The following is a 23,482-nucleotide window of genomic DNA, read 5'->3' on the forward strand; positions in this document are numbered from 1 at the left end:
ACTACCTTAAAACACCCGTTTAGCGGCACACGCGAGTCATGGATAACAACATAGAAAAACGCATCCAGAGCCTGCGCGACAGGCTCAGCTACCTGGTGGACATTTTCGCCGGCAAGCACAAAGACAACGCCCAGTTGCTGGAAGAAAAGCTCACCTCCTTTGCGGCCCGCGTGCGGGCTGGGGAAATTGAAGACCCCTACGCAGAGCTGGCCACGGTCGAGGACCTTTTCTCCTATGTGGAACGCCGCCTTGAAGGCAGCATTACCGCCATGGACAAGGTGCGCATCGTGCGTCACCCACAGCGTGTCTGCCTGCGTGATATCCTGGAGAACGTCTACGACAACTTCACGGAAGTCGGCGGACAGGACGAGCACAGCCTCGACCCCAGCATGCTCATCGCCAGGGCCGTCATCACCCGGCGGCGCGGCAAAAAAACCTATACCCAGTCCGTCATGGTCATCGGGCAGGAAAAGGGCCACGGCGCGGAGTTCCGCAACGGCGGCTCGGTGAAGCCCTGGGGCAACGCCAAGGCGCAGCAGTACATGCGCGTGGCCGAAACCGAGGGCATCCCCATTCATGCCTACATCTTCACGCCCGGCTCGTATCCCATTGAGGACTACCCTGGCGCGGCACAGCAGATTGCCCGCAACATCTACTGCATGGCAGGCCTGCGGGTTCCCGTCATTGCCGTGATTTCCGAGGGCGGCTCGGGCGGCGCCGAGGCCATCGGCCTTGCCGACAAAAGGCTCATGCTTTCGCACGGCTACTATTCGGTCATTTCGCCCGAAGGGGCCGCCGCCATCGAGGGACGCCTCAAGTCAGGCGAGCGCGCCACCCCCGAGCTCATTGAGCACTGCGCCCAGAACCTCAAGATCACGGCGCAGGACAACCTCAAGTTCGGCTACATCGACCGCATCGTGCAGGAGCCGCCCCTGGGCGCGCGCCCCTGGCACTTCGACTTCTTCCGCAACCTGCGGCAGGAAGTTATCCGCGCTACCGACGAGGTGGTGGTCTCCACCCGCAAAATGCCCATTTTCAAAGGCCTGGCCCTCTCACGCCTGCGCAAGCCCGACGCCAACCTGGACGAAATGTACACCCGCTGGGGGCTTTCATCCAACGCCAAGGATTGCCTGCGCGAACGGCGGCAGCAGAAGTTTCTGCGCCTTTCACGCCAGGCCGCGCGTGACCGCAGGCCCTTTGTCACCAAGCTGGCGGGAGCCGCCTGGGACTGGATCTCCAAGCCCTGGGTCAGCTTCAAGTACGACTTTTACCGCAAGCATCAAAGGCGCATCCGCACCTTTGTGGAAGAAATGGACAACGAATGGGAAGTTTTCAAGGGTCGCCTGCTGGCCCCCTGGCGCAAACTCACCCGCAAGTTGCCCAACAAGCAGGACAGCAAGGCCAAGGAACTCATGGCCCTTTCCACCTGGGCGGACGATTCGCGCCGCCTCAAGTGGAACTACATATCCCCGAGGTACAAGGTTGACCGCACGGTCACCTGCCCCAACAGCGCTTCCTACGGATGTCTTGACCTGTGGGGGCCGGATCTCTTTGCCGAGTTCGCGGGCGTGTGCAGCCATTGCGGCTACCACTTCCCGATGGAACCGGAATGGTATGTGAGAAACGTCTTTGACGCTGGTTCGGTCTTTGAGTTCAACAGTGAAATCGAGGCGGGCAACCCGCTGGACTTCCCCGGCTTCAGCGACCGCATCAGCGACGCGCAAAAAAAGACAGGAGCCAAGAGCGGCTGCATGACCTTTGAGGCACGCATCGACAATACCAAGATGGTGGTGGCCATGCTTATGGGCACCTTCCGTGGTGGTTCCGTCGGCGCGGCCGAAGGCTACAAGTTTGTGGAAGCCGCCCAGCGTGCCGCCAAAAAGCGCTATCCCTTCCTGGCCTATGTGCACGGCACGGCTGGCATACGCATTCAGGAAGGCACCCACGGCGTCATTCAGATGCCGCGCTGCACCGTGGCCGTACGCCGCTACATTGAAGCCGGCGGCCTGTACATGGTGCTGTACGACACCAACTCCTTTGCCGGGCCTGTAGCCAGTTTTCTTGGCTGCTCGCCCTACCAGTTCGCCGTGCGTTCGTCCAATATCGGCTTTGCCGGTCCCGGCGTCATCAAGGAGACCACTGGTATGGACATTCCGCCCAAGTACCACCGCTCGTACCGCGCCTTGTCCCGCGGCCACATTCAGGGCATATGGGACAGAAGGCAGGTTCGGGCCAACCTGAAACAAGCTCTGCTCACCATTGGTGGCAGAAACCTGTACTACCGGTAGGTGGTGGAGTAGTGGTACTGATGTGTAACCAGTTGCTGTCGCCATCTCTAAGGCCCTGCGGGCCTAAGACCTGCCGCGCTCTGCTCACCATTGGTGGCAGAAACCTGTACTACCGGTAGGTGGTGGAGTAGTGGTACTGATGTGTAACCAGTTGCTGTCGCCATCTCTAAGGCCCTGCGGGCCTAAGACCTGCCGCGCTCTGCTCACCATCGGCGGCAGAAACTTGTACTACCGGTAGGTGGTGGAATAAGGACGCGCGCCCACCAGGCACGCCACGAGAGAACCCGAACGCCCGCGCCGCCCCGGCGGCACACGCGCCAAGCATATAACGGACCAAGCATGATTAATATATCTTCGCTGCTGGACGAAATAAAAGCCTCTCCCTACCGCGAAATCGTCATCCGCACCCCGCATACGGGCCGGGTCACCTTCGCGGGACTCACGCAGGGCGACAAGGCCGTCGGCCCCCAGGGCCAGTGGAAGGAAAAACCCGGCACCCTCATTGCCACGCTTGAACGCGAGCGCAATCCCAAGCCCATCTGCGCCCCTGAAAAGGGTGAAGTGAGCATTGTGCACAGCAGCCTTGAGGGCCAGTTCGTGGAGGCCGGCACTCCGCTGGCGGTGCTGCGGCACATGCTGACCAAGGACGAGGTGCAGGGCATCATTCTGCAAAAGACCCTGCATCTGTTCCGTGCGCCCGAACGCGCCAAATACTACTTCACGCCCGATGTGGACAAAAAAATCCGCGCGGCCGACGCGCAGTCGGTGGCTGTTCGCGACGGCATGGAACTGCTCATCATGTCGCGCATGAAGCGCGAGGTCCCCCTCAACTACACGGGGCCCGACGGCGTCATTTACGCGGTCTACTTCAAGATCAACGACAACATGGACGCTGGCGCGCCCCTTCTTGGCGTGTGCCCCAAAGACCAACTGCCCGCCATTCAGGACGTGATCATGCGCGTGCAGACAGAATGGACGGAAAAAGAATAGAGCAATTTACCTTTGAAAAACGTGAATGCTCTATCGCTATACTTTCGTGCAGCGCGCCACAGCGTGGCGTGGATTCAGCCGAAAATCGCATTTTTCGGCTGAATGAAAACTTTGAAATGCTTCTCGTTTCAAAGTTGATCTGCTCTAGGGCAAGCTACCTTTAAGCAGGAGCAATTTCCCGCTGAAATTGCCGTGAAGGCTGCATGGACTGGCCTGCGCCGTGAAGGCGCAAACACAGGGTGGCTGCTCTGCGACGCGCCGCAAAGGGGCATGCCGTACCTCTTGGGGATGCACATTCCCTTGGCTGAACGGCAGACGCCCCCTCGTAACAAGCCAGCCAACAACATGGAGGGTCATCATGGGCGAAGCCTTGCAAATACGTGTCACTGCCGTGACCTGGAACGAAGACCTGCTCGAAAAACTGTGGCCTCGACTGACGGAACTGGCCTTCAGCGTGCCCATCAAGCACGAGAAACACGGCGTGCTCGAGATGGTGCGCGCCCTGCACGAGGGCCTGCAGTTCCTGCCCTGGTCCGAGGCAAGACGCAAAGCCATGGGCCCCGGCATTGAAGAGGCCGCCCGCCTCAAGCAGGCGCTGGAAAACGCCCTGGCTGACTGGCAGCCCCGTGAGGCCAATATTTTGAGTGACAAACTGGAAGACGTACTGGATACTCTGGAAAAGGCTTTTGTTGCCTGACGTATCTGAACGCAGCAGTCTATTATTGGAGAGCATTCGCATGCTAAATAAAGTTATGATTATCGGCCGTCTGGGCCGCGACCCCGAGTTGCGCTACACTCAGAGCGGTTCGCCCGTGGCCAGTCTCAATATTGCTACTGACGAATCCTATACAGACCGCGAGGGCAACAAGGTTGACCGCACGGAATGGCACCGCGTGTCCGTTTTTCAGCGTCAGGCTGAAAATTGCGCCAACTACCTGACCAAGGGCAGCCTGGTCTTTGTGGAAGGCAGCCTGCAAACCCGCAAATGGCAGGATCAGCAGGGGCAGGACCGCTACACCACAGAAATCAAGGCCCAGCGTGTCCAGTTCCTTGACCGCAAGGGTGATGCCCCGCGTGAAACCGGCGGCGGCGGCCGCGGCTATGAAGAAGACTACGGCGCGCCCGCAGCTGCTCCCCGTGGCAATGCCCCGCGCGGCAGCCAGACCGGTGGCGCTCGGCAGCAGCCGCAGGGCGGCCGCAAAGGGATGGATGAGGATCTTGGCCCAGCCTTTCCCTCCGAAGCGTCCAACATGGACGACGTGCCCTTCTAGAGCATTTACCACTTGAAATGCTCGCGTACGGCAGGCAAAAGCCCGCCTACTCGCATTTCGTGGCAAGGATTTTCAGGAAAACCCTTGCAGAGCGGTTAACTCCTTTCATTCGTCAACCGCTCTAGGCCGAGCAGCCATTGCCGTTTGAATTGTCAGAAAAAGGCCGGAACCGTCAGGTTCCGGCCTTTTTCTTGTGGGGCATTGTAGTGTGGAATGTTTTGTGGGGGAGGGACCCTTTTGCAAAAGGGTCCCTCCCCCACGCCCCCACCTCCTAGAGCATTTAACACTTGAAATGCTCGCTTGCGGCAGGCAAAAGCCTGCCTTCTCGCATTTCGTGGCAATGATTTTCAAGAAAATCCTTGCAGAACAGTTAACTCATTTCATTCGTTACCTGCTCTAAAACCTTCAACACACCGCGCGGCCCTTCACGCAGTTTTCCCAACCTGCCGTCAATGCCCCCGATAATCACGCAAGACACGTCTGTACCCGTAGATTGCGAAAAAAAGCGCCATCGTCCTTTTCGCATCATGCAATGCCAGAATCAAGGTGGCGGCATCCTCAGCGTGCCCTGCTGCCGTAGTATTCTTTTTTTATGAACTTTTTATTACAATTTTAGCATGTTAGCGAATAAAACCTTGCTGCGGCTGTGGCAAAATATCATGAAAAACCGCCATGATAACTTCACCGTACACCCATGCTTTTTTTGCGCCCGAATGTGTGGGATTGCGCGTTTTTTTCCGGCTGAGGGCTTCTCTTTTTTAAAAACTTGCAGTATGATGGTATTTAAGTTTTTCGGCGGGGTTCAACGGCTTTTCGTATGTTTTTGCTGATGTTGTCAGGAAAAGTTGCGAGAGGTAGTTGACTTTTTGTTAGATTATTCACAAGATGCTGTTTGAAAGAAGCCCTTCCCATTCCGGTCAACGTGATTCCACGGGGGGAGGCTGTCATAACTAAAACACGGAGGATTTCGCGATGTCCAAATTGGTAGCTCCTCACGGCGGTAAGGGTCTGGTCTGTTGCCTGCTTGAAGGCAAGGCCCTGGAAGACGAAAAGAAAAAGGCTGCAGGCCTCAAGCAGATCGAGATTTCTTCCCGCGCCAAGGGCGACCTCATCATGATGGGCATTGGCGGCTTTTCGCCTCTGAACGGCTTCATGAACAAGGCCAACTGGAAGAGCGTGTGCGAGAAGATGACTCTCACCGACGGCACCTTCTGGCCCGTGCCTGTGACCCTGGACATCTCCGCTGACGAAGCCAAGACCATCAAGGCTGGCGAAGAAGTGGCCCTGGTCCGTAAGGGTGAAATCATGGCCACCATGAAGGTCGAAGAAGTCTATGAAATGACTGAAGCCGACAAGAAACTGGAATGCGAACTGGTCTTCAAAGGCGAAGGCCCCGACTCTGAAAAGTTCTGGGAAGTGGCCCCCGAAGACCACCCCGGCGTGAAGATGGTTCTGGCCCAGAAAGAATTCAACATCGCTGGCCCCGTCAAAGTGCTTTCGCAGGGTGAATTCCCCGAAAAGTTCCCCGGCGTCTACATGACCCCCGCCCAGCTGCGCGCCAAGATGGACGAACGCGGCTGGCAGAAGGTTGCCGCCCTGCAGTTGCGCAACCCCATGCACCGCTCGCATGAATACCTCGCCAAGATCGGCGTTGAAGTGTGCGACGGCGTGGTCATCCACTCCCTGGTGGGTTCCCTGAAGCCCGGCGACATCCCCGCTGAAGTGCGCGTGCGCTGCATCGACACCCTGGTTGACAAGTACTTCGTGAAAGACTTCGTCATCCAGGCCGGCTACCCCCTGGACATGCGCTACGCTGGCCCGCGTGAAGCCCTGCTGCACGCCACCTTCCGCCAGAACTACGGCATCAACAACCTGCTGGTTGGCCGCGACCACGCTGGCGTGGGCGACTTCTACGGCATGTTCGAAGCCCAGGAAATCTTCCGCAAGATGCCCGCGTCTGCTGACCCCAGCAAACGCCTGCTCTGCGACCCCCTGAATATCGACTGGACCTTCTACTGCAAAAAGTGCGACGGCATGGCCAGCATGCGCACCTGCCCGCACGGCAAAGACGATCGCGTCATCCTGTCCGGCACCAAGCTGCGCAAGATGCTCTCCGAAGGCGCGGAAGTGCCGGATCACTTCGGTCGCGAAGAAGTGCTCACCATCCTGCGCGAGTACTATTCCAGCCTTACCGAAAAAGTCGAAGTCAAGATGCAGCGTGCCGCCTCTGGTTCCACCATGTAAGGACGCCGCAGTCACAACGCGAAAGGACGCCCGCAAGGGCGTCCTTTTGTTTTGCCGCAGCGCTGCTGGCAGGCAACGCGCCATGCCCTCTTTACGCCGTGCATCTCTCTGCGCTATGCCGCCTGCACTGCTGTAATGCCCCCCATGAATCAAGCGGCCTTTAGGGGAGTATCCTTCCGGTTTTTGCCAGCCCGCTGTGCCTCCCGCTGTGCCGCCCGCTGTCCCGCCCGCTGTCCCGCCCGCTGTCCCGGCCGTGGTTCCTCCCGTTGTCCCTCCCGCTGTCCCTCCCGCTGTCCCTCCCGTGGTTCCGCCCGCTGTCCCGCCCGTTGCCCTTGGCCGCATACCCTGGGCTGCGATCTATTCGCCTCTGCGCTAACAAACTGCCATTTTTGCCGAAAAATTCCGACGCCCCCACCCCGGCGGCCATCTGCCCCAGTATTGCAAGGTATTGCCTCCCGGAGCAGCCCGTGCTTTACCTGAGGCAAAAAAAAGCCTATAGGTAAATGATACATTTCGGGCATAGAAGTCTTTGCTGGCTGCCATGAACGGGCGGCCCGAATGTTCCGGCGGGCGGGCCACCACTGGCCTGCGCTTTGTGCGTGCCCAGGCGGTTCCCGCTCAAACCCATCTACAGGTGGTCCATGAACCGATCCCACGAAATCGTTACCGGCGCCTTGTGCCTTGCCCTGCTGGGCGCGGCATTCTGCGCATGGAGCGCCCTTGGCAACGAGGTCAATCTGTGCGTAACGGCTGGCTGCTCACTATATCAAGATACGACCCTGGCTGGCATTTCACTGTGGTGGCTTGGCGCAGGCGCTTTCGCTGTTCTGAGTTTTCTGGCCCTGCTGGGCCTTGCGCACTGGGGCCGTATTCTTGCTGCCCTGACGCTCGCGGGTGATGTGGCGCTGCTGCTGGTCATGGCCCTCACCGCCCCTTGTGTAAGCTGTCTTATCGTGGCCATTTTCTTTGCCCTTACCTATGCGAGTTTTCGCCAGGCGGCGGCCGCGCGCGGCCGCTCCGGCAAGTTGGGCCGCTCGGCGCTTGTGCTTGTCTGGGGCCTGCTTTTTATCGTCAATCTTGGCGCTGTGGCCAAATCACAGGCCAATGTCTGGGCCATTACCGACAATGCGCAGGACGCCACGGTGCACATGTATTTTTCGCCCTCCTGCTCAAGTTGCCGCGAAGGCATTGCCCGCCTTTCCGGCCATGTGGACGTGGCCTTCTACCCCCTGGCGGAAAATGACACGGACGTCTACCGCGTGGCCCACATGCTGCGCAGGCTGAACCAGGGTGACAGCATGGCCGAAGCCCTGGCCCACGCGCAAAATGTGACCGCCCCCGGCGGCCTCGCCAACTGGAGCCTGGATATGCTCTGGCTGCGTTTCCACATGCTGCGCAACAAGTCCCATGTTTTTCTGGCGGGCTCCCATGCCGTGCCTTTCTTTGAATATCGCGGTCTGCCCTCCATGCTGGTCAAGCAGGGGCAAAACACCGGGCAGCGTGTCCCGGCGGGTTCCTCCGCCAGCATGGGCGCGCCTGCCGGAGGCATGACGGGCGGCGGCGCTGGCGCGGCCGCGACGCAGAGACCGCAGGGCGGCGCAAGCGACGTGCTGCCGCTGGACCCGCAAATAGCGGGACAGTGTGGCGGCCCTGTCCCCTGCCCAGAGTAGACCGGGCAGTCAGCCCCAGGCGGCATCGGAGCAGAGTCACGTTGCAGTTGTTGTAACAATAATATCGACATGGCCACCACTGGCGCAAAGGCGCCGGGCGCAGTTGGGGATGGGCAGCCATCCCATGCACGGATGCGGCTAAAGCCCACTTTGTGCAAAAAATAACGTAAGTAGTGCAGGCAAGCGGTAAAGGGGCTTGACGCCCTTTACTCTTCCACTTTATATGAAACAGCCTTACCCGTTAAGGCATGAGGGCGGCATGAAAGCAATGGCTTTGTTCAGAGAGCACAAAAGTGAAATCGTTCGCCTTTGGGCTGAAGAGGTTTTTAACACCTACCCATTTGAAACAACTGGTTTTTTGCGTACCCGCGAAGACCCGTTCAGCAATCCTGTCGCCAACATGACCAAGGAAGCGGCCGACGCGCTGTACGACGCCATGTCCGGCGAACACGTTGATCCTGCCCAGACCAAGCATGCTCTGGAGCGGTTCATCAAGCTGCGCGCCGTGCAGAAATTTGCTCCAAGCCAGGGACTGGGCGTTTTTTTTCTCATGAAGCCCATTCTGCGTGAGCATCTGCTGCCCAAGTTCATGGCTCTGGGCGATGTGGCGCCCTATATGGAAGCCGAATCGCGCCTGGACAGCCTGACCCTGCTGGCCTTCGACATGTACACAGAGGCCCGCGAGGTTCTGGCCAACCTGCGCATCACAGAAATTCGCAACCAGCACGCCCAACTGGCGCGCTGGGCGCAACAGCTGGAAGGCGGTTCGCCGCATCCGGTTGACGAACGCTGAAATCCACGCGCTTTCTGCCCGGCATCTTGCCCTTGCCGGGTTTTTCAGGCGTGCGGTCCAGGCATTTCTCAATATCCCGTGGTGGGCTTTTGAGGCAACTTTAGTGGAAGTGAGGTAGGGAATGTTCAATTCATTACTGCTGGTGCTGCTCATAGGAGCCACCGCCTGGGCGGGAGCGGCCATAGGGCTTGCGCCTCTGTTCGGCGTTGTGTTGCCATATGTGGCAGTCGTCGTCTTCGTCGCCGGTGTTATCTGGCGCATGGTGTACTGGGCCAAATCGCCCGTGCCTTTCTGCATCCCCACCACGGGCGGGCAGGAAGTGTCGCTTGATTTCATCAAGCCCAACCGGATCGACTGTCCCAGCAACACCTGGGACGTGGTGCGGCGCATGTTTCTGGAAGTGTTTTTCTTCCGTTCGCTGTTCCGCAACACTGTGGCCGATGTGCGCGAAAACGACCCCATCAGCAAGGGACCGCGTACCATCTATTTTTCTTCCAAGTGGCTGTGGGTTTTCGCCCTGCTGTTCCACTACTGTTTCCTGCTGGTTTTCATCCGGCACTTCCGCTTCTTTATGGAGCCCATCCCCTCCTGTATCAAGTTTCTCGAAACCATCGACGGCATCATGCAGGTGGGCTCGCCCCGCTTTTTCATGACCGGCGGTCTGGTGCTTGTGGGCGTGCTCTTTCTTCTGGGCCGCCGCATCTATGACAAGCGCCTGCGCTACATCTCGCTGTTCAACGACTATTTTCCGCTGTGGCTCATCATTGGCATCATCAGCAGCGGCCTGTGCCTTCGGTATTTCGACAAGACCGAAATAGCCCAGGTCAAGATTTTCGTCATGGGGCTTACGCACTTTGCCCCCGTGACCACTGCCGGCATTAACGCGCTCTTCTTCACCCACCTTACTCTGGTGTGCGTACTGCTGCTCTACTTCCCCTTCTCCAAGCTCATGCACATGCCGGGCGTGTTCTTCAGCCCCACGCGCAACCTGGCCAACAATTCCCGCCGGGTTCGCCACATCAACCCCTGGAATCCGCCCAAGCAGTACTTCACCTATGCCGAGTACGAGGATACCTATCGCGACGCCATGGCTGAAGCCGGGCTGCCGCTGGATAAGCAACCCGAAAAGGCCGCCGAGTAAGGAGTCTTCATCATGGCAAAATTACCTACGCCGCAAATGCTTGTAGCCAGCCGCCCGGAATTTCCGGTCGAAGACTGGCTTGACGTCAAGCCGGAATTTACGCCGGGCAGCTTCTGCTATCCGGCCAAAAAAGACACCATGGAACTGTTGCACATGCCCAATCCCCACGAGTGGGATCCGTCCGCCGAGGACTGGAACCTGCCCGAAAACTGGGAACAAATCCTGTGCGACGCCTTTGCCGACAGGCTTGAAAAACACCGCTCGCTCAAGCTGTTCATGGACATCTGTGTGCGTTGCGGCGCCTGTGCCGACAAGTGCCACTTCTTCCTTGGCACCAACGATCCCAAGAACATGCCCGTGCTGCGCGCCGAGCTGCTCCGCTCGCTCTACCGCCGCGACTACACCATGCTGGGCAAGATTCTTGGCAAGAAGGTCGGCGCCCGTGGCTGGGACGTGGCCGTAGTAAAAGAACTGTTCTACTACGCCTACCAGTGCACCGAGTGTCGCCGCTGCTCGCTCTTCTGCCCCTACGGCATCGACACGGCCGAAATCACCGCCATTGTGCGCGAACTGCTGCATGAAGTGGGCCTCGGCACCCACTGGATCATGGATCCGGTAAAGAACTGCAGCTTCACGGGCAACCACCTTGGCATCCAGCCCCACTCCTTTGTGGAAATCGTGGAAATGCTGGCCGATGACTGCGAAACCATCACAGGCATCCGTCCCAAGACGCCCTTTAACGAAAAGGGCCATGAAATCCTGTTCATCACGCCCTCTGGCGACGTATTTGCCGACCCCGGCATCTACACCTTCATGGGCTACCTCATGCTCTTCCACGAGCTTGATCTGGACTACACCTTCTCCACCTACGCTTCTGAAGGCGGCAACTTCGGTTCCTTCACCACCTTCAACATGGCCAAGAAGCTCAACGCCAAGATGTACGCCGAGGCCGAACGCCTTGGCTCCAAGTGGATTCTCGGCGGCGAGTGCGGGCACATGTGGCGCGTGATCAACCAGTACATGGACACCTACAACGGCCCCGCCCCGGCCAGCATGGAAGTTCCCGTGTCGCCCATTACGGGCACGGTGTTCAAAAATGCCGCTTCCACCAAGATGGTGCACATTGCGGAATTTACGGCTGACCTCATTCATCACAACAAGCTGAATCTTGATCCCAGCCGTAATGATCATATCATCACCACCTTCCACGACAGCTGCAACCCGGCCCGTGGCATGGGCCTGCTGGACGAGCCCCGCTACGTGCTGAACGCCGTGTGCAACAACTTCCATGAAATGCCCGAAAACACCATTCGTGAGCAAACCTTCTGCTGCGGCGCCGGTTCCGGCCTCAACACGGAAGAAATCATGGAACTGCGCATGCGCGCGGGCATGCCGCGCGGCAACGCCCTGCGCTTTGTGCAGGAAAAGTACGGTGTCAACCACATGGCCTGCGTTTGCGCCATTGACCGCGCCACCCTGCCCCCGCTCGCCAATTACTGGGCGCCGGGCGTCAATGTGAGTGGCCTGCACGAACTGGTGGCCAACGCCCTGGTTATGAAGGGCGAATGCAAGCGCACCATGGACCTGCGTCAGGAAGACCTGCCCAATGTGGTGGACGACGAGGACGCGCCCGAAGCACAGGGGGAGGGCCAATAAATGTATAACGCCAAAGCAGTTATCGTTGGGATCATAGTATTTGTGGCCCTGTTCACCTCCCCTTTCTGGCTGAGCATGATGGGGAAGGATTACAAGAGCACCGGCATTGAGCTGCCCAAGGGCGAAAAGGATTGCATCGAGGACGTGCAGTTCATGCGCGACCAGCACATGCGCCTGCTCAATGAATGGCGCGACGAGGCCCTGCGCAAGGAAAACCGCGTCTATGTGGCCACCAGCGGCAAAAAGTGGAACATCAGCCTTCAGAATACCTGCTTGAAGTGCCATAATGACTACAAGGGATTCTGTGAAAAGTGCCATACGGCTAACGGCGTTGATCCCTATTGCTGGACTTGCCACATCATTCCCCAGGGGAGCAAGTAATGAACAAGAGCAGAAGAAGCTTTCTGAAAGTGGCGGGCTTTTCGGCCTTCGCCCTTACCAGCGGCATGGCTGCCCTGTCTGGCGTTGCCCAGGCGCAGATTGCCCCCGGCAAGTATGAGCCCGCGGCCAATGCACTGCATGCCAAGCGCTGGGCCATGGTCATCGACACGCGCCAGTTTGCGGGCCCTGAAGACTACAAGCCCCTGAGCGACGCATGCCACGCCTTCCACAACGTACCGCAGGTTCCCGGCAACCAGGAAATCAAGTGGTTCTGGCTGGACAGCTACGCCCATGTCTTCCCTGACGACATGAACGCGCACCTGAACACGCACTCCCGCGAGTCCATGTACCCGCTGCTGTGCAACCACTGCACCAATCCGCCCTGCGTGCGCGTGTGTCCCACACAGGCCACCTACAAGATGGAAGACGGCATTGTGGCCATGGACTACCACCGCTGCATCGGCTGCCGGTTCTGCATGGCTGGCTGTCCCTACGGCGCGCGTTCCTTCAACTTCAAAGACCCGCGCAAGTTCCTGTCCAACCCCGTGCCCAATCCCGAATACCCCACGCGCATGATCGGCGTGGTCGAGAAGTGCACGTTCTGCGCCGAGCGCCTTGCCGTAGGCAAGCTGCCCGCCTGCGTGGAAGCGGCCAATGGCAAGATACTTTTCGGCGACCTGGAAGACCCCAATTCAACGGTGCGCCAGGCTTTGGCCGCCAATTACAGTATTCGCCGCAAGCCCAGCCTGGGCACCCAGCCCGGCGTCTACTACCTTATCTAGGGAGAACAGGCCATGCTTGAAAAATTGCTCGACGGTCCTAAGACCTACTACATGTGGCTGATCTTCCTGCTGGTTCTTATCGCGGGTTGCGGCCTTGTGTACCTCGATCAGTTGCAGAACGGTCTCTCCGTCACCGGCCTCAGCCGTGACGTTTCGTGGGGATTGTACATTTCGCAGTTCACCTATTTCGTGGGTGTGGCGGCCTCGGCCGTCATGCTGGTGCTGCCCACCTACTTCCATCACTACAAAAAGTTCAAACGCATGATCATCTTTGGTGAATTCATGGCCGTCGCGGCCGTGGTCATGTGCGCGCTCTTCATCGTGGTGGACCTTGGTCAGCCCCAGCGCATGCTCAACGTCATGCTTCACCCCTCGCCCCATTCCGTCATGTTCTACGACATGATGGTGCTCATCGGGTACCTGGGTCTGAACATCATCATCGGCTGGGTCACTCTTGAGGCCGAAAGGCACGAGATTGAGCCCCCCAAATGGATCAAGCCCCTTATCTACATCTCCGTCCTGTGGGCTTTCTCCATCCATACGGTCACGGCCTTCCTGTACGCGGGCATTCCCGGCCGCCATTACTGGCTCACCGCCATTATGGCCGCCCGCTTCCTGTCCTCGGCCTTCTGCTCCGGTCCTGCCATCCTGCTCCTGCTGATGATGGTGCTGCGCCGCCTGACGGGCTTCGAGCCCGGCAAGGAAGCCGTAAAGACCCTGACCATCATCATTGTGTACGCCATGTGCATCAACGTGTTCTTCTATCTGCTGGAAATCTTCACCGCCTTCTACAGCGGCGTTCCCGGACATGAAGAACCCATCCACTTCCTCTTCTTCGGGCATGACGGTCATCTGCCCTGGGTGAGCTACTGGATGTGGGGCGCTGTTATCATGGCCTTCGCTTCTCTGGCCCTGCTCATTCCGCCCAAGCTGCGCGAAAACCCCTGTCTGCTGCCCATCGCCCTCATCATGCTGGTGCTGGCCTCCTGGATCGACAAGGGTCTTGGCCTGCTGGTGGCCGGTTTCACGCCCAACATGTTTGAAGCCTTTACGCCCTACATGCCCAGCGCCAAGGAAATTGCCGTGGCTCTCGGCGTCTACGGCGTCGGCGCTCTGGTGCTTTCGCTGCTCTGGCGTATAGCCCTTGGCGTCAAGATGGAAGTGAACCACATGAACGACTAGGTTGACCGCGAGGTTGACCGCGAGGTCGGCCTACGGTGAAAAAAACCGTTGCCAAAGCCCCCGTGTTCGCACGGGGGCTTTCCTATATTAGCCAATTGTGATAAAATTCTCTTATCAGAGCTTGTGCGCCTTGACTGCGCCGGGTCGCCTGCGTGGCCCACAGGCGTGAAAGAGCCTGTGCTGGTCCCCCCTGTCTGGCGCATACGCCAGTGGCGACAGGGGCGACGGCGGCAGACAGGGGCGTCGGTGGCACGCCGCAAAGCAGCCCTCCGTCAGGATGCAGCACACGGCGCAACTATAAATTTACAGCGCCATCCGGTCGGGGAGACCCTCAACACAAAGTTGAAATCGGACAGAACGTTGCACAAACTCAGGGGCATGTCAGCGTCAAAGCCGCAGGTATGTGGCCAAATCCATAAGCTCAACAAGGCGGCATGCTTGACTTTCATTGCCCCCCAAAGGCATAGTACAGACCATTGCCATCATTATTTGCAAGGAGATCACGATGCAGCAAGCGCTTAAAGACGCCATAACCATTTGCAAAACTTTTTTGCGCAACGGCTATGACGCGCATGTCATCAATGCTCCCTTGCAGGAACATCTGCTCCAGAAGGTTGACCATCTGGCCGTGGACATTGCCTGCGAGCCGGACATGGACACCCTGTTCAAGCTTTTTCCCAAAGCCACGCCCACATCCGAAAATCGGGCACTGGCCGTTATGGAAGAAAACGGCGTCACATTCCGTTTTTATCCTCTTGAAGTGGCTGCGGCCGGACACCCCGAACTGTCGCTGGTCAGGATCACGCCCACGATGATCGCACTCTTGAGCCCGGAAGAGCGCCTCAAGCTGCGCCTCACCGGCTTCAATGCGCCCGAACCCAGCGGCGACGTGTATGACGGTTTTGAAGACATCAAGAGCGGAGCCATCTGCCTCGCGGGCCTGCCGGACGAAACCCTGCGCCACAACTATCTGCTGGCTGTTCGCGCCCTGCGTTTTGCCGCCAACTTTGACCTGCCCATTGAGCCCAACACCTGGCTGGCCATTATCCGCGCCTCCAGCCGCGTGCTTGATTACGTGCCCGCCACCGACATCATGGATGAATGGCGCAAGGTTGCCGCCGAAAACATGTACCGCTTCGTCCGCCTGCTGTTTGACGCCCATATCCTTCAGGGGCTCATCCCCGAAGTGGCGTCACTCTCCTGCCTGACGCAGATGCGCAACAAGGAAGGCGACACCGAAAACGTGTTCGAACACACGCTTGAATGTATGAAGTGCTATCCTGAAGAGGATTTTCACTACGACTGGCTGGGCACCATGGCCATGCTGTTTCACGATGTGGGCAAGCTCTACACCGGCGAATACTATGACGGCCTGTGGACCTACTACCAGCACCACCGCGTCGGCGCCAAGGTCACGCGCAAGATACTGCGCCGCCTGCACTTTACCCAGGAAGACATCGACCTTTTGTGCAACCTTGTGCGCAATCACATGCGTTTCCACTTCATGATGACGGACAGGGGCATACGCCGTTTCAAGGCGCTGGACGATTACCCCCGGCTTATCGCCATGGCCCGGGCCGACCTCAAGGCTCGCGACGGCATCCCCACTTCGTTCAACCACAATATGAAGTATCTGGACCGCGCGGAAACGCCGGAACAGATGCTGGAACCCCTGCTCAACGGCAATGAGATCATGAGCGAGACAAAGCTGTCGCCCGGCCCGCAGGTGGGGGTTATTCGTGATGCCCTGCTCAAGGCGCAGATTGCCGGAGAGGTCACGGATCTGGATTCAGCAGTGCTTTTTGTGCGGGACTACGCGCGGAAGTCTGTAGGGTAGTGGTTGGGGTTGATTTGACGCTGGTTTGGACTGTGTGACTGTTGGGGCCGTCTCTGAAATATGGGGCGGCCTTTTTTTTTTTGGTTTGATGTTTCACGTGCGGCTAAGTGGTGGCGGTTCTGGTTTGCTTTTGAGTTTTTGGGCCTGTCGCATAATTGAAATGTATGTGCCCTGCGGGCACGGCGGCTTTTCTTTATTTTAGTTTGGGCCGCCTCCGGCGTGGGCAGATGGGGGCCTGTTAGGGGCTGCCGCCCCTCCGAGGCCCCCTCTGCACTCCCCCCGGACGACCCCGCTGGGCTTGTCGTACATCTCCACTCCCACGGGTTAGCCCTTTAGGGCTTTCCATATTCCTCCATTCCGCAAGGGCTGCGCGGCTTCTGCTTCGGGAGCTTCCTCGCTTCGCTCGGCGATCTCCCTGCGCGCCGCGCAATGCCAGTGTCCGCTTTTGCTTTGAGAGGGAAAGGTGATGCGGCTCAGGTTGCTGCTCGTTCGGCAAAATAGCTATAGCGGTAAAAATCATTACGCGAGTCTGTGAATACCGCTCACCACGCAAACGACCAAAGCAGAAGAGACGCAAAGGGTTTGTGCCCGCCAGGTGTCATCCAAGCCTCTCAAAACTAGAGTCAAGGCACAAACCCTTCACCGCAACGTGTCTTTACACACAACGTGCCTTCCTCCAACAATAATACACCGCCATCCAAGGCCCCTCACAGCCAATGAGACGCCCTCACGATCTCTATCCTACGCGATGGCGCACACTGGCATTGCGCGGCGCGCAGGGAGATCGCCGAGCGCAGCGAGGAAGCTCCCGAAGCGACAGCCGCGCGGCCCTCGCCAATCTGCGGTGGTTGGAAAGCTCAGGGGGGGTAAACGGGGGGAGTGCAGAGGGGGCCTCGCCAGGGGGCGCAGCCCCCTTCACAGGCCCCTTCTGCCCCCGCCGGAGGCGGCCCAAACAACATAAAAGGAAAAGCCGCCATGCCCGCAGGGCACATGCACTTCAACCAAGTGACAGGCCAAAATAAAAAACAACGCTCCACACACAACGTGCCTTCCTCCAACAATAATACACCGCCATCCAAGGCCCCTCACAGCCAATGAGACGCCCTCACGATCTCTATCCTACGCGAAGGCGCACACTGGCATTGCGCGGCGCGCAGGGAGATCGCCGAGCGCAGCGAGGAAGCTCCCGAAGCGACAGCCGCGCAGCCCTCGCCAATCTGTGGTGGTTGGAAAGCCCAGGGGGGTAAACGGGGGGAGTGCAGAGGGGGCCTCGCCAGGGGGCGCAGCCCCCTTCACAGGCCCCTTCTGCCCCCGCCGGAGGCGGCCCAAACAACATAAAAGGAAAAGCCGCCATGTCCGCAGGACACATGCACTTCAACCAAGTGACAGGCCAAAATAAAAAACAACGCCCCATACACAACGTGCCTTCCTCCAACAATAATACACCGCCATCCAAGGCCCCTCACAGCCAATGAGACGCCCTCACGATCTCTATCCTAAGCGAAGGCGCACACTGGCATTGCGCGGCGCGCAGGGAGATCGCCGAGCGAAGCGAGGAAGCTCCCGAAGCGACAGCCGCGCAGCCCTCGCCAATCTGCGGTGGTTGGAAAGCCCAGGGGGGTAAACGGGGGGAGTGCAGAGGGGGCCTCGCCAGGGGGCGCAGCCCCCTTCACAGGCCCCTTCTGCCCCCGCCGGAGGCGGCCCAAACAACATAAATAGAAAAGCCCTCGTGTCCGCAGGACACAACAGCCACCTCTCAAAGGACAAACCTCGCATACTGCCACGCCGGAGACGGCCCAAACAACATAAAGAAAAAAAGCCTCCGTCCCCGCAGGGCACAAAAGCCACCTTTCAAAGGACAAGCCCTGTTTTGCTTTCTCTTGAAGCCTTGCCGCGAACGTTTCGCCTCCCCGCTGGAGGCGGCCCAAACAACATAAAGAAAAAAAACCTCCGTCCCCGCAGGGCACATGCACTTCAATCAAGCGACTGGCCAAAAAACTTAAAAGCACGCAGGAAGCACCGCCCACCGCGAAGGCGGCCCCTTCAACAAATCCCCTTGTGCTCTTTTCCTCCTCCCGGTAAACAAAAGGCGGGCCTTCACGCACAAGGCGAGGCCGTAACACCAACCAGCAGCCAGGACGCCCCCGGCCCCGGCAGGACAGCATGATCAACCTTCTCAATCTCACCCTTCCCGAACTGGAAGCATGGACGCAGACAGAACTGGGCGAACCCAAGTTCCGCGCCATGCAGATCTGGCAATGGATATGGCAGCGCATGGCCCGTGATTTCGACATCATGACCAACATTTCCCGGCCCTGCCGCGAACGCATGGCCGCCAAAGCCTGCATCGTCTGGCCGGAAGTCACCGCTGTGGAAGAAAGCCAGGACGGAACCACCAAGTTTTTGCTGCGCCTTGAAGACGGCGCGCAGGTGGAGACCGTCCTCATCCCCTCGGATTCACGTGAAGGCGTGCGCCGCTGGACTCAATGCCTTTCCTGTCAGGTGGGCTGCGCCATGGGCTGTACCTTCTGCTCCACAGGGCAGATGGGCTTTGAGCGCAACATGACCATGGCCGAAATTCTCGGCCAGATTCTCGTTGCCCGCGAACATCTGGGCGACACACGCCTGCACTGGCCCATGCTGCGCAACATCGTTTTTATGGGCATGGGCGAACCCCTGCTGAATTTTAGCGAAGTCATGCGTTCATTGCAGAGCCTCAACAGCGACAAGGGACTGAACTTTTCACCGCGCCGCATCACGGTGTCCACCTGCGGCATTGAAAAAAACCTCAAGGAACTGGGCGAATGCGGCCTGGCTTTTCTGGCGGTTTCGCTGCACGCGCCCAATCAGGAGCTGCGCGCCCGCATCATGCCCAAGGCCGCCCGCTGGCCCCTGGATCGCCTCATGTCCACGCTCCAGTCCTACTCGCTCAACACGCGGGAACGCATCACCTTTGAGTACCTGCTGCTCGGCGGCGTCAACGACGGGCTGGAGCACGCGCGGGAACTGGTGCCCCTGGTCAATTCCGTCAAAGGCAAGCTGAATCTCATTGTGTACAATGCCGCTGAAGGCTCGCCCTACGCCGCGCCCAGCCATGAGCGCGTGCTGGCTTTTGAGAAATATCTCTGGGATCGCGGCGTCACGGCCATCCTGCGCAAAAGCAAGGGACAGGACATCAAGGCGGCCTGCGGCCAGCTCAAGGCCGCCAGACAAAAGGAACAATTGGACGAGAGTGGGGTTGATTACGAATAAAATGAGTACGCTGCTTTGTGGGGGAGGGACCCTTTTGCATAAGGGTCTCCTCCCCCACGCCCCCTCCCCCTAAAACCTTTATTGCAGTGTAGCATATATCCACAAGGTGGTTTCTGATCTGGAGAGGGGGCGACAGAAACAGTGTCTTCCAGATAGCACGCCCAAGATACAAAAAAGGCGGCCCGACTTTCAAAGCCGGGCCGCCTTATCATTTATAATCTAGAGCAGATTAACTTTGAGAATATACATTCTCAAAGTTTAAGACACGCTCACTTCGGCGTTTAACCGCGCAGATAAACTGCGCTTACGCCTCCGTAGCGAACGTCTGCTCACGCAGCCGTCAGAGCAATTTAAAAGCTAAATTGCTCTAAGGAAGCATTAAAGAGCCTCCTGGAAACGCGCAGTTATTTTGTTTGGCAAGGCGCAATCTTTTTTTGAAGCAGGAGTGGACTCTTCCGTCCTCGACTGTTTCAAAAAAAGGGAAGCAACGCCGCCAAACGGAATAAATCAGCGTTTCCCTAAAAACCGACGCTATCAGCCCTTGAGGGCCTTCTTGCCAAGTTCCAGAGCGTGCAGGTTCACTTCCTGAAGCTTGGCCGGCAGGAACTTTTTAATGGCCGCTTCAAGCGCGTCAACGCCAAAGGGCAAAACGCCCGATGCGCAAACGGCGCTCAAAAGCACGGTATTGCCGCTCTGCACGGAGCCTGCCTGTATTCCCAGTTCACGACAGGGAATGAAATGGCACAGCCCCGCCACTTCGCGCACGCTGGCTTCAATGCGGCTCATGGCGGGATAGTCGGCCTTGCCCAGCGACACGCTTAACGGCGGCATGGGATCGCTGCTGGAAAATACCGCGCCGCCCTTTTTGAGATAGGGCAGGCCGCGCAGGGTTTCCAAAGGTTCAAAGCCAAGCATGACGTCGGCCTCGCCCAGGTCCAGCTTGGGCGAACGCCAGCCGCCGAGCAGCATGACCGATTCAACCACGCCACCCCGCTGGGCCATGCCGTGCACCTCGCCAGCCACAACGTCCAGCCCGGCTTCAAGAGCCGTACGGGCCAGCAGGGTCGTGGCGGTCAGGGTACCCTGCCCGCCCACACCAGTAAAATACACGCGCATGCGCTTCTGGTTGTTCTGCATAGTCATTGTTCTCACCTATCCCTGACGCTTGCGCGCCTTGAAGGCCCCGGGGGCCACCTGCAAACATACCATGCAGCCCGTGCAAAGGGTCGCGTCCACGGCCAGATTGTCCCCACTGCGGTAAAAGGCGGGGCAGGCAAGCTGCTCAAGGCAGCGCATGGCCTCAGGCCCCTGCTGCGCCACCTCCGCCACCTGGGGCGAGGTCTTTTTGAGCTGGCGGCGGGCATACAGCACGCAGGGCTCTTCGGTGATGAGCACACGTACGCCGGGCTTGCTCTTCATTTCTTCCAGAGTCTTGGTCAGAGCCTTGATGTTGAAGGCCCGCACCTTGGCAACCTCGGTCACGCCCATGCCGCGCACAATGGTCTCTATGTCCATGTGGCTGCTCATGCCGCCGAGCACATCCTGCAGCATGCCGGGGTTGGGCTGGTGCCCCGTCATGGCCGTGGTGCCGTTGTCCAGAATGACCATGAGCACGTTGTGCTGGTTGAACACAGCGTTGGCCAGCCCGGTCATGCCGGAATGGAAAAAGGTGGAGTCGCCGATAAAGGCGATGACCGGCTTTTCGGAGGCGCGGGCAAAACCGCTGCCCGCCGAGATGGACGAACCCATGCAGACAAGAAAATCTGCTGTGCGCAGGGGCGGCAGAAGCCCCAGGGTGTAGCAGCCGATGTCGCTGGAGTAGTAGGCGTCGTCGCCGAAAACCTGGCGCACCGTGTAGTACACGGCCCTGTGCGAACAGCCGGGGCAAAGGTTGGGCGGACGGCCCGGCAGATCCGACTCGGCGCTGCGCGGTTCCTGCACGTTACAGGAAACCCCCAGCCACTGCGCGAGATCGCGCGTGACAAGGGTGGTGGAGTACTCGCCCTGATGCGTGAGAATGTCGTTCTTGCCGTCAATGACCACAGTCAGCCCGCGCTTCTGCGCCAGGGCGCGGATGTCCTGCTCCAGCAGGTCTTCCCCTTCCTCCAGCACCAGCACGCGCTTGCACTGGTTCAGGAAGGTGCAGATTTTTTCTTCCGGCAGGGGCCAGGTCATGCCCAGTTCCAGCACACGCACGCGGTCTGTCCAGTCATTGGAGGCAAGCGCGTCGGCCAGATAGTTGCGCGAAACGCCGCTGACAATGATGCCCAGATCCGTGGGCGCTGAGGGTTCGGTAACCGTATTGAAGGGGCTTTGCTCCGCAATCTGGCGGGCGCGGGCCACAATTTCGTCCAGCGCCACATGCCGCCTGCGCGCCACGGCGGGCACGGGCACGAAACGCGCAGGATCGCGGCGGAAGTCCACCTTGGGCTGCGGCGCGGGCAGATCGTCAAAATCCACCGGGCCGCGCATGTGACTGATGCGCGTAGTGGTGCGCAGCAGCACGGGTTGCTCAAGCTGGCGGGCAAGGCTGAAGGCCGCGCGGGTCATGTCCTTGGCTTCCTGGGCCGAGGCAGGCTCGAAACAGGGCAGCATGGCAAAGCGCGCGTAATAGCGGTTGTCCTGCTCGTTCTGGCTGGAGTGGCAGCCGGGGTCGTCAGCGGTGAGCACCACCAGCCCGCCGGGCAGGCCAGTGTACACGGCCGTGAACAACGGGTCGGCGGCCACGTTGAGGCCCACGTGCTTCATGGTCACAAGACTCAGAGCGCCGCCCAGGGCAGCACCCGCCGCCACTTCCATGGCGACCTTCTCGTTGACGGAATACTCCAGCCGGTAGCGCCCTTCGCCGCCGATGCGGTGAAATGTGTCCGGCACTTCGGATGAAGGTGTGCCCGGATAACAGGTGACGATGTGCACGCCCGCCTCAAGGGCGCCGCGCACTATGGCCTCATTGCCCAACAACAAATGACGCTCACCGTGAGCGCCGTGCAACAGGGGGTTGTTGCTCATGCTTCCTCCCGGCTCCGACGCGTGGCGCGCGGGCCGCTTCTGCTAAATGCAAGGTGCGCCCGGTGGCGCGCTTTTATTGCACAACAACCCGCAGTGCTGTGCATGCTGCGGGTTGTTGTATGAAATCGTTACGGCTTTGCCTGTTCTGGCTGCGCGGTTTTTTGACCGCCCTTGTCCGCATCCGAAGCGGCCTTGGCGACCGGAGCGCTGGGCGCGGCTTCCGCAGCGGCCAGCTTGGGGTCAAGTTCGGCAGCGCGGGCGCGCAAATAGCTGCTGTTGACGCCGTCAGTCTCACGGGCCAGGGCCAGATAGGTACGGGCCGCCAGTTCATTTTGACCGGCGGCAATGGCGGCTTCAGCCATCATCTGCCGTAGCTGCGGAGCGTTGGCCGCGCCGGGCTGGGTGTTTTGCAGCCCTTGCAGCAGGGTCAGGGCTTCGGCGTTTTTGCCAGCCTTGAGCAGGGCTCCGGCCTCGCCAAGAGAGGCGGACAGGCTGAAAGCGCCGTCAGTGCTTTTGGCGGCCTTGGCGTAAGCCTGGGCGGCGGTGGCATAATCGCCGTTTTCAAGGGCGCTGTGCGCCAGGGCCATATAGGCGGCAAAACGGGTGGAAGAGGGGGCGCCCTCCGCCAGTTGCGAAAGAGCCTTGACCTGATCCGCGCCCTGATTCTGTATGAGGGTGCGCGCCAGGGCGTCGCGGGCTTCTTCCGCCCGGGAGTCGCCGTGCCAGTTATAGATGCCGGTACCAATGAGCACCAGAAGAAACAGCACCAGCACGCCAGCGATAAGACCGGCATGACGCAGCATGAATTGCAGAAGAGGCGCACTCTCCTGGCTTACTTCCAGTTGCAGGTCACGCAGCAGGGGCGCGTCGTCCGCGCCTTGATTCTTTTGCGGATTCATGTATCAAAAACTCCTTAGGGGCGAGATCGCCGCCATTTCCGGCGTGCAAGCAGAGCGCGCACGTTGAGGACGGACTCAGGACGGAAG

General features: G+C 59.2%; 17 protein-coding genes. 14 read left to right on the forward strand and 3 right to left on the reverse strand.

The window, feature by feature from the left end; translation table 11 throughout:
- Window positions 1-38 precede the first annotated feature (38 nt).
- The 14 genes from RBR41_RS10205 (at window position 39) to rlmN (ending at window position 19,487) form a co-directional block, all read left to right on the forward strand.
- Entirely contained in the window at window positions 39-2,288 is a 2,250-nt protein-coding gene (locus tag RBR41_RS10205; RefSeq protein ID WP_320352468.1) for an acetyl-CoA carboxylase carboxyl transferase subunit alpha/beta, read from the forward strand.
- A gap of 339 nt (window positions 2,289-2,627) precedes the next feature.
- Window positions 2,628-3,278: a biotin attachment protein gene (locus tag RBR41_RS10210; RefSeq protein WP_320352469.1), complete on the forward strand. Its 651-nt coding sequence runs from the start codon at window positions 2,628-2,630 to the stop codon at window positions 3,276-3,278.
- A 358-nt stretch (window positions 3,279-3,636) separates the two neighbouring features.
- Window positions 3,637-3,975: a hypothetical protein gene (locus tag RBR41_RS10215; RefSeq protein ID WP_291302141.1), complete on the forward strand. Its 339-nt coding sequence runs from the start codon at window positions 3,637-3,639 to the stop codon at window positions 3,973-3,975.
- Between the two features lie 40 nt (window positions 3,976-4,015).
- Complete coding sequence (locus tag RBR41_RS10220; RefSeq protein ID WP_320352470.1) at window positions 4,016-4,549, forward strand: single-stranded DNA-binding protein; 534 nt, start codon at window positions 4,016-4,018, stop codon at window positions 4,547-4,549.
- Window positions 4,550-5,521: 972 nt separating this feature from the next.
- Window positions 5,522-6,793, forward strand: a complete 1,272-nt coding sequence (gene sat, locus RBR41_RS10225) for a sulfate adenylyltransferase (protein WP_320352471.1) — start codon at window positions 5,522-5,524, stop codon at window positions 6,791-6,793.
- Window positions 6,794-7,434: 641 nt separating this feature from the next.
- Window positions 7,435-8,463, forward strand: a complete 1,029-nt coding sequence (locus tag RBR41_RS10230) for a hypothetical protein (RefSeq protein WP_320352472.1) — start codon at window positions 7,435-7,437, stop codon at window positions 8,461-8,463.
- A gap of 259 nt (window positions 8,464-8,722) precedes the next feature.
- Complete coding sequence (locus RBR41_RS10235; RefSeq protein WP_320352473.1) at window positions 8,723-9,256, forward strand: RsbRD N-terminal domain-containing protein; 534 nt, start codon at window positions 8,723-8,725, stop codon at window positions 9,254-9,256.
- Between the two features lie 121 nt (window positions 9,257-9,377).
- A complete protein-coding gene (gene dsrM / locus RBR41_RS10240) occupies window positions 9,378-10,397 on the forward strand; it encodes a sulfate reduction electron transfer complex DsrMKJOP subunit DsrM (protein ID WP_179980770.1) in 1,020 nt (339 codons plus the stop codon).
- A gap of 12 nt (window positions 10,398-10,409) precedes the next feature.
- Window positions 10,410-12,053: a sulfate reduction electron transfer complex DsrMKJOP subunit DsrK gene (gene dsrK, locus RBR41_RS10245; RefSeq protein ID WP_320352474.1), complete on the forward strand. Its 1,644-nt coding sequence runs from the start codon at window positions 10,410-10,412 to the stop codon at window positions 12,051-12,053.
- A complete protein-coding gene (gene dsrJ, locus RBR41_RS10250; RefSeq protein WP_320352475.1) occupies window positions 12,054-12,434 on the forward strand; it encodes a sulfate reduction electron transfer complex DsrMKJOP subunit DsrJ in 381 nt (126 codons plus the stop codon).
- Window positions 12,434-13,216, forward strand: a complete 783-nt coding sequence (gene dsrO / locus RBR41_RS10255) for a sulfate reduction electron transfer complex DsrMKJOP subunit DsrO (protein ID WP_320352476.1) — start codon at window positions 12,434-12,436, stop codon at window positions 13,214-13,216. Before dsrJ ends, dsrO begins: the two co-directional genes overlap by 1 nt.
- Before the next feature lie 12 nt (window positions 13,217-13,228).
- Complete coding sequence (dsrP, locus tag RBR41_RS10260) at window positions 13,229-14,398, forward strand: sulfate reduction electron transfer complex DsrMKJOP subunit DsrP (RefSeq protein WP_320352477.1); 1,170 nt, start codon at window positions 13,229-13,231, stop codon at window positions 14,396-14,398.
- 505 nt (window positions 14,399-14,903) lie between these two features.
- A complete protein-coding gene (locus RBR41_RS10265; RefSeq protein WP_320352478.1) occupies window positions 14,904-16,235 on the forward strand; it encodes an HD domain-containing protein in 1,332 nt (443 codons plus the stop codon).
- Between the two features lie 2,163 nt (window positions 16,236-18,398).
- Window positions 18,399-19,487: a 23S rRNA (adenine(2503)-C(2))-methyltransferase RlmN gene (gene rlmN, locus RBR41_RS10270; RefSeq protein ID WP_320352479.1), complete on the forward strand. Its 1,089-nt coding sequence runs from the start codon at window positions 18,399-18,401 to the stop codon at window positions 19,485-19,487.
- Between the two features lie 534 nt (window positions 19,488-20,021).
- On the opposite strand, the gene RBR41_RS10275 is transcribed toward rlmN, so the two are convergent.
- The 3 genes from RBR41_RS10275 to RBR41_RS10285 form a co-directional block, all read right to left on the reverse strand.
- Window positions 20,022-20,630: an indolepyruvate oxidoreductase subunit beta gene (locus RBR41_RS10275; protein ID WP_320352480.1), complete on the reverse strand. Its 609-nt coding sequence runs from the start codon at window positions 20,628-20,630 to the stop codon at window positions 20,022-20,024.
- Window positions 20,631-20,639: 9 nt separating this feature from the next.
- On the reverse strand, window positions 20,640-22,496 hold the full coding sequence (gene iorA, locus RBR41_RS10280) for an indolepyruvate ferredoxin oxidoreductase subunit alpha (protein ID WP_320352481.1): 1,857 nt from the start codon (window positions 22,494-22,496) through the stop codon (window positions 20,640-20,642).
- A 128-nt stretch (window positions 22,497-22,624) separates the two neighbouring features.
- Window positions 22,625-23,395 carry a tetratricopeptide repeat protein gene (locus RBR41_RS10285; RefSeq protein WP_320352482.1) on the reverse strand — a complete coding sequence of 257 codons (771 nt, stop codon included), beginning with the start codon at window positions 23,393-23,395 and terminating at the stop codon, window positions 22,625-22,627.
- Window positions 23,396-23,482 lie beyond the last annotated feature (87 nt).

The organism is Desulfovibrio sp. (genome assembly GCF_034006445.1).
Taxonomy (GTDB): Bacteria; Desulfobacterota; Desulfovibrionia; order Desulfovibrionales; family Desulfovibrionaceae; genus Desulfovibrio.

Excerpts from the sequence above, each read along its gene's own strand:
- RBR41_RS10265 (WP_320352478.1), top strand. The coding sequence starts at position 14,904 with ATGCAGCAAGCGCTTAAAGACGCCATAACCATTTGCAAAACTTTTTTG.
- rlmN (WP_320352479.1), top strand. The coding sequence starts at position 18,399 with ATGATCAACCTTCTCAATCTCACCCTTCCCGAACTGGAAGCATGGACG.
- RBR41_RS10285 (WP_320352482.1), bottom strand. The coding sequence starts at position 23,395 with ATGAATCCGCAAAAGAATCAAGGCGCGGACGACGCGCCCCTGCTGCGT.
- RBR41_RS10275 (WP_320352480.1), bottom strand. The coding sequence starts at position 20,630 with ATGACTATGCAGAACAACCAGAAGCGCATGCGCGTGTATTTTACTGGT.
- RBR41_RS10205 (WP_320352468.1), top strand. The coding sequence starts at position 39 with ATGGATAACAACATAGAAAAACGCATCCAGAGCCTGCGCGACAGGCTC.
- dsrJ (WP_320352475.1), top strand. The coding sequence starts at position 12,054 with ATGTATAACGCCAAAGCAGTTATCGTTGGGATCATAGTATTTGTGGCC.
- dsrP (WP_320352477.1), top strand. The coding sequence starts at position 13,229 with ATGCTTGAAAAATTGCTCGACGGTCCTAAGACCTACTACATGTGGCTG.
- RBR41_RS10235 (WP_320352473.1), top strand. The coding sequence starts at position 8,723 with ATGAAAGCAATGGCTTTGTTCAGAGAGCACAAAAGTGAAATCGTTCGC.
- dsrM (WP_179980770.1), top strand. The coding sequence starts at position 9,378 with ATGTTCAATTCATTACTGCTGGTGCTGCTCATAGGAGCCACCGCCTGG.
- RBR41_RS10210 (WP_320352469.1), top strand. The coding sequence starts at position 2,628 with ATGATTAATATATCTTCGCTGCTGGACGAAATAAAAGCCTCTCCCTAC.
- RBR41_RS10220 (WP_320352470.1), top strand. The coding sequence starts at position 4,016 with ATGCTAAATAAAGTTATGATTATCGGCCGTCTGGGCCGCGACCCCGAG.
- dsrO (WP_320352476.1), top strand. The coding sequence starts at position 12,434 with ATGAACAAGAGCAGAAGAAGCTTTCTGAAAGTGGCGGGCTTTTCGGCC.
- RBR41_RS10215 (WP_291302141.1), top strand. The coding sequence starts at position 3,637 with ATGGGCGAAGCCTTGCAAATACGTGTCACTGCCGTGACCTGGAACGAA.
- dsrK (WP_320352474.1), top strand. The coding sequence starts at position 10,410 with ATGGCAAAATTACCTACGCCGCAAATGCTTGTAGCCAGCCGCCCGGAA.
- iorA (WP_320352481.1), bottom strand. The coding sequence starts at position 22,496 with ATGAGCAACAACCCCCTGTTGCACGGCGCTCACGGTGAGCGTCATTTG.
- RBR41_RS10230 (WP_320352472.1), top strand. The coding sequence starts at position 7,435 with ATGAACCGATCCCACGAAATCGTTACCGGCGCCTTGTGCCTTGCCCTG.
- sat (WP_320352471.1), top strand. The coding sequence starts at position 5,522 with ATGTCCAAATTGGTAGCTCCTCACGGCGGTAAGGGTCTGGTCTGTTGC.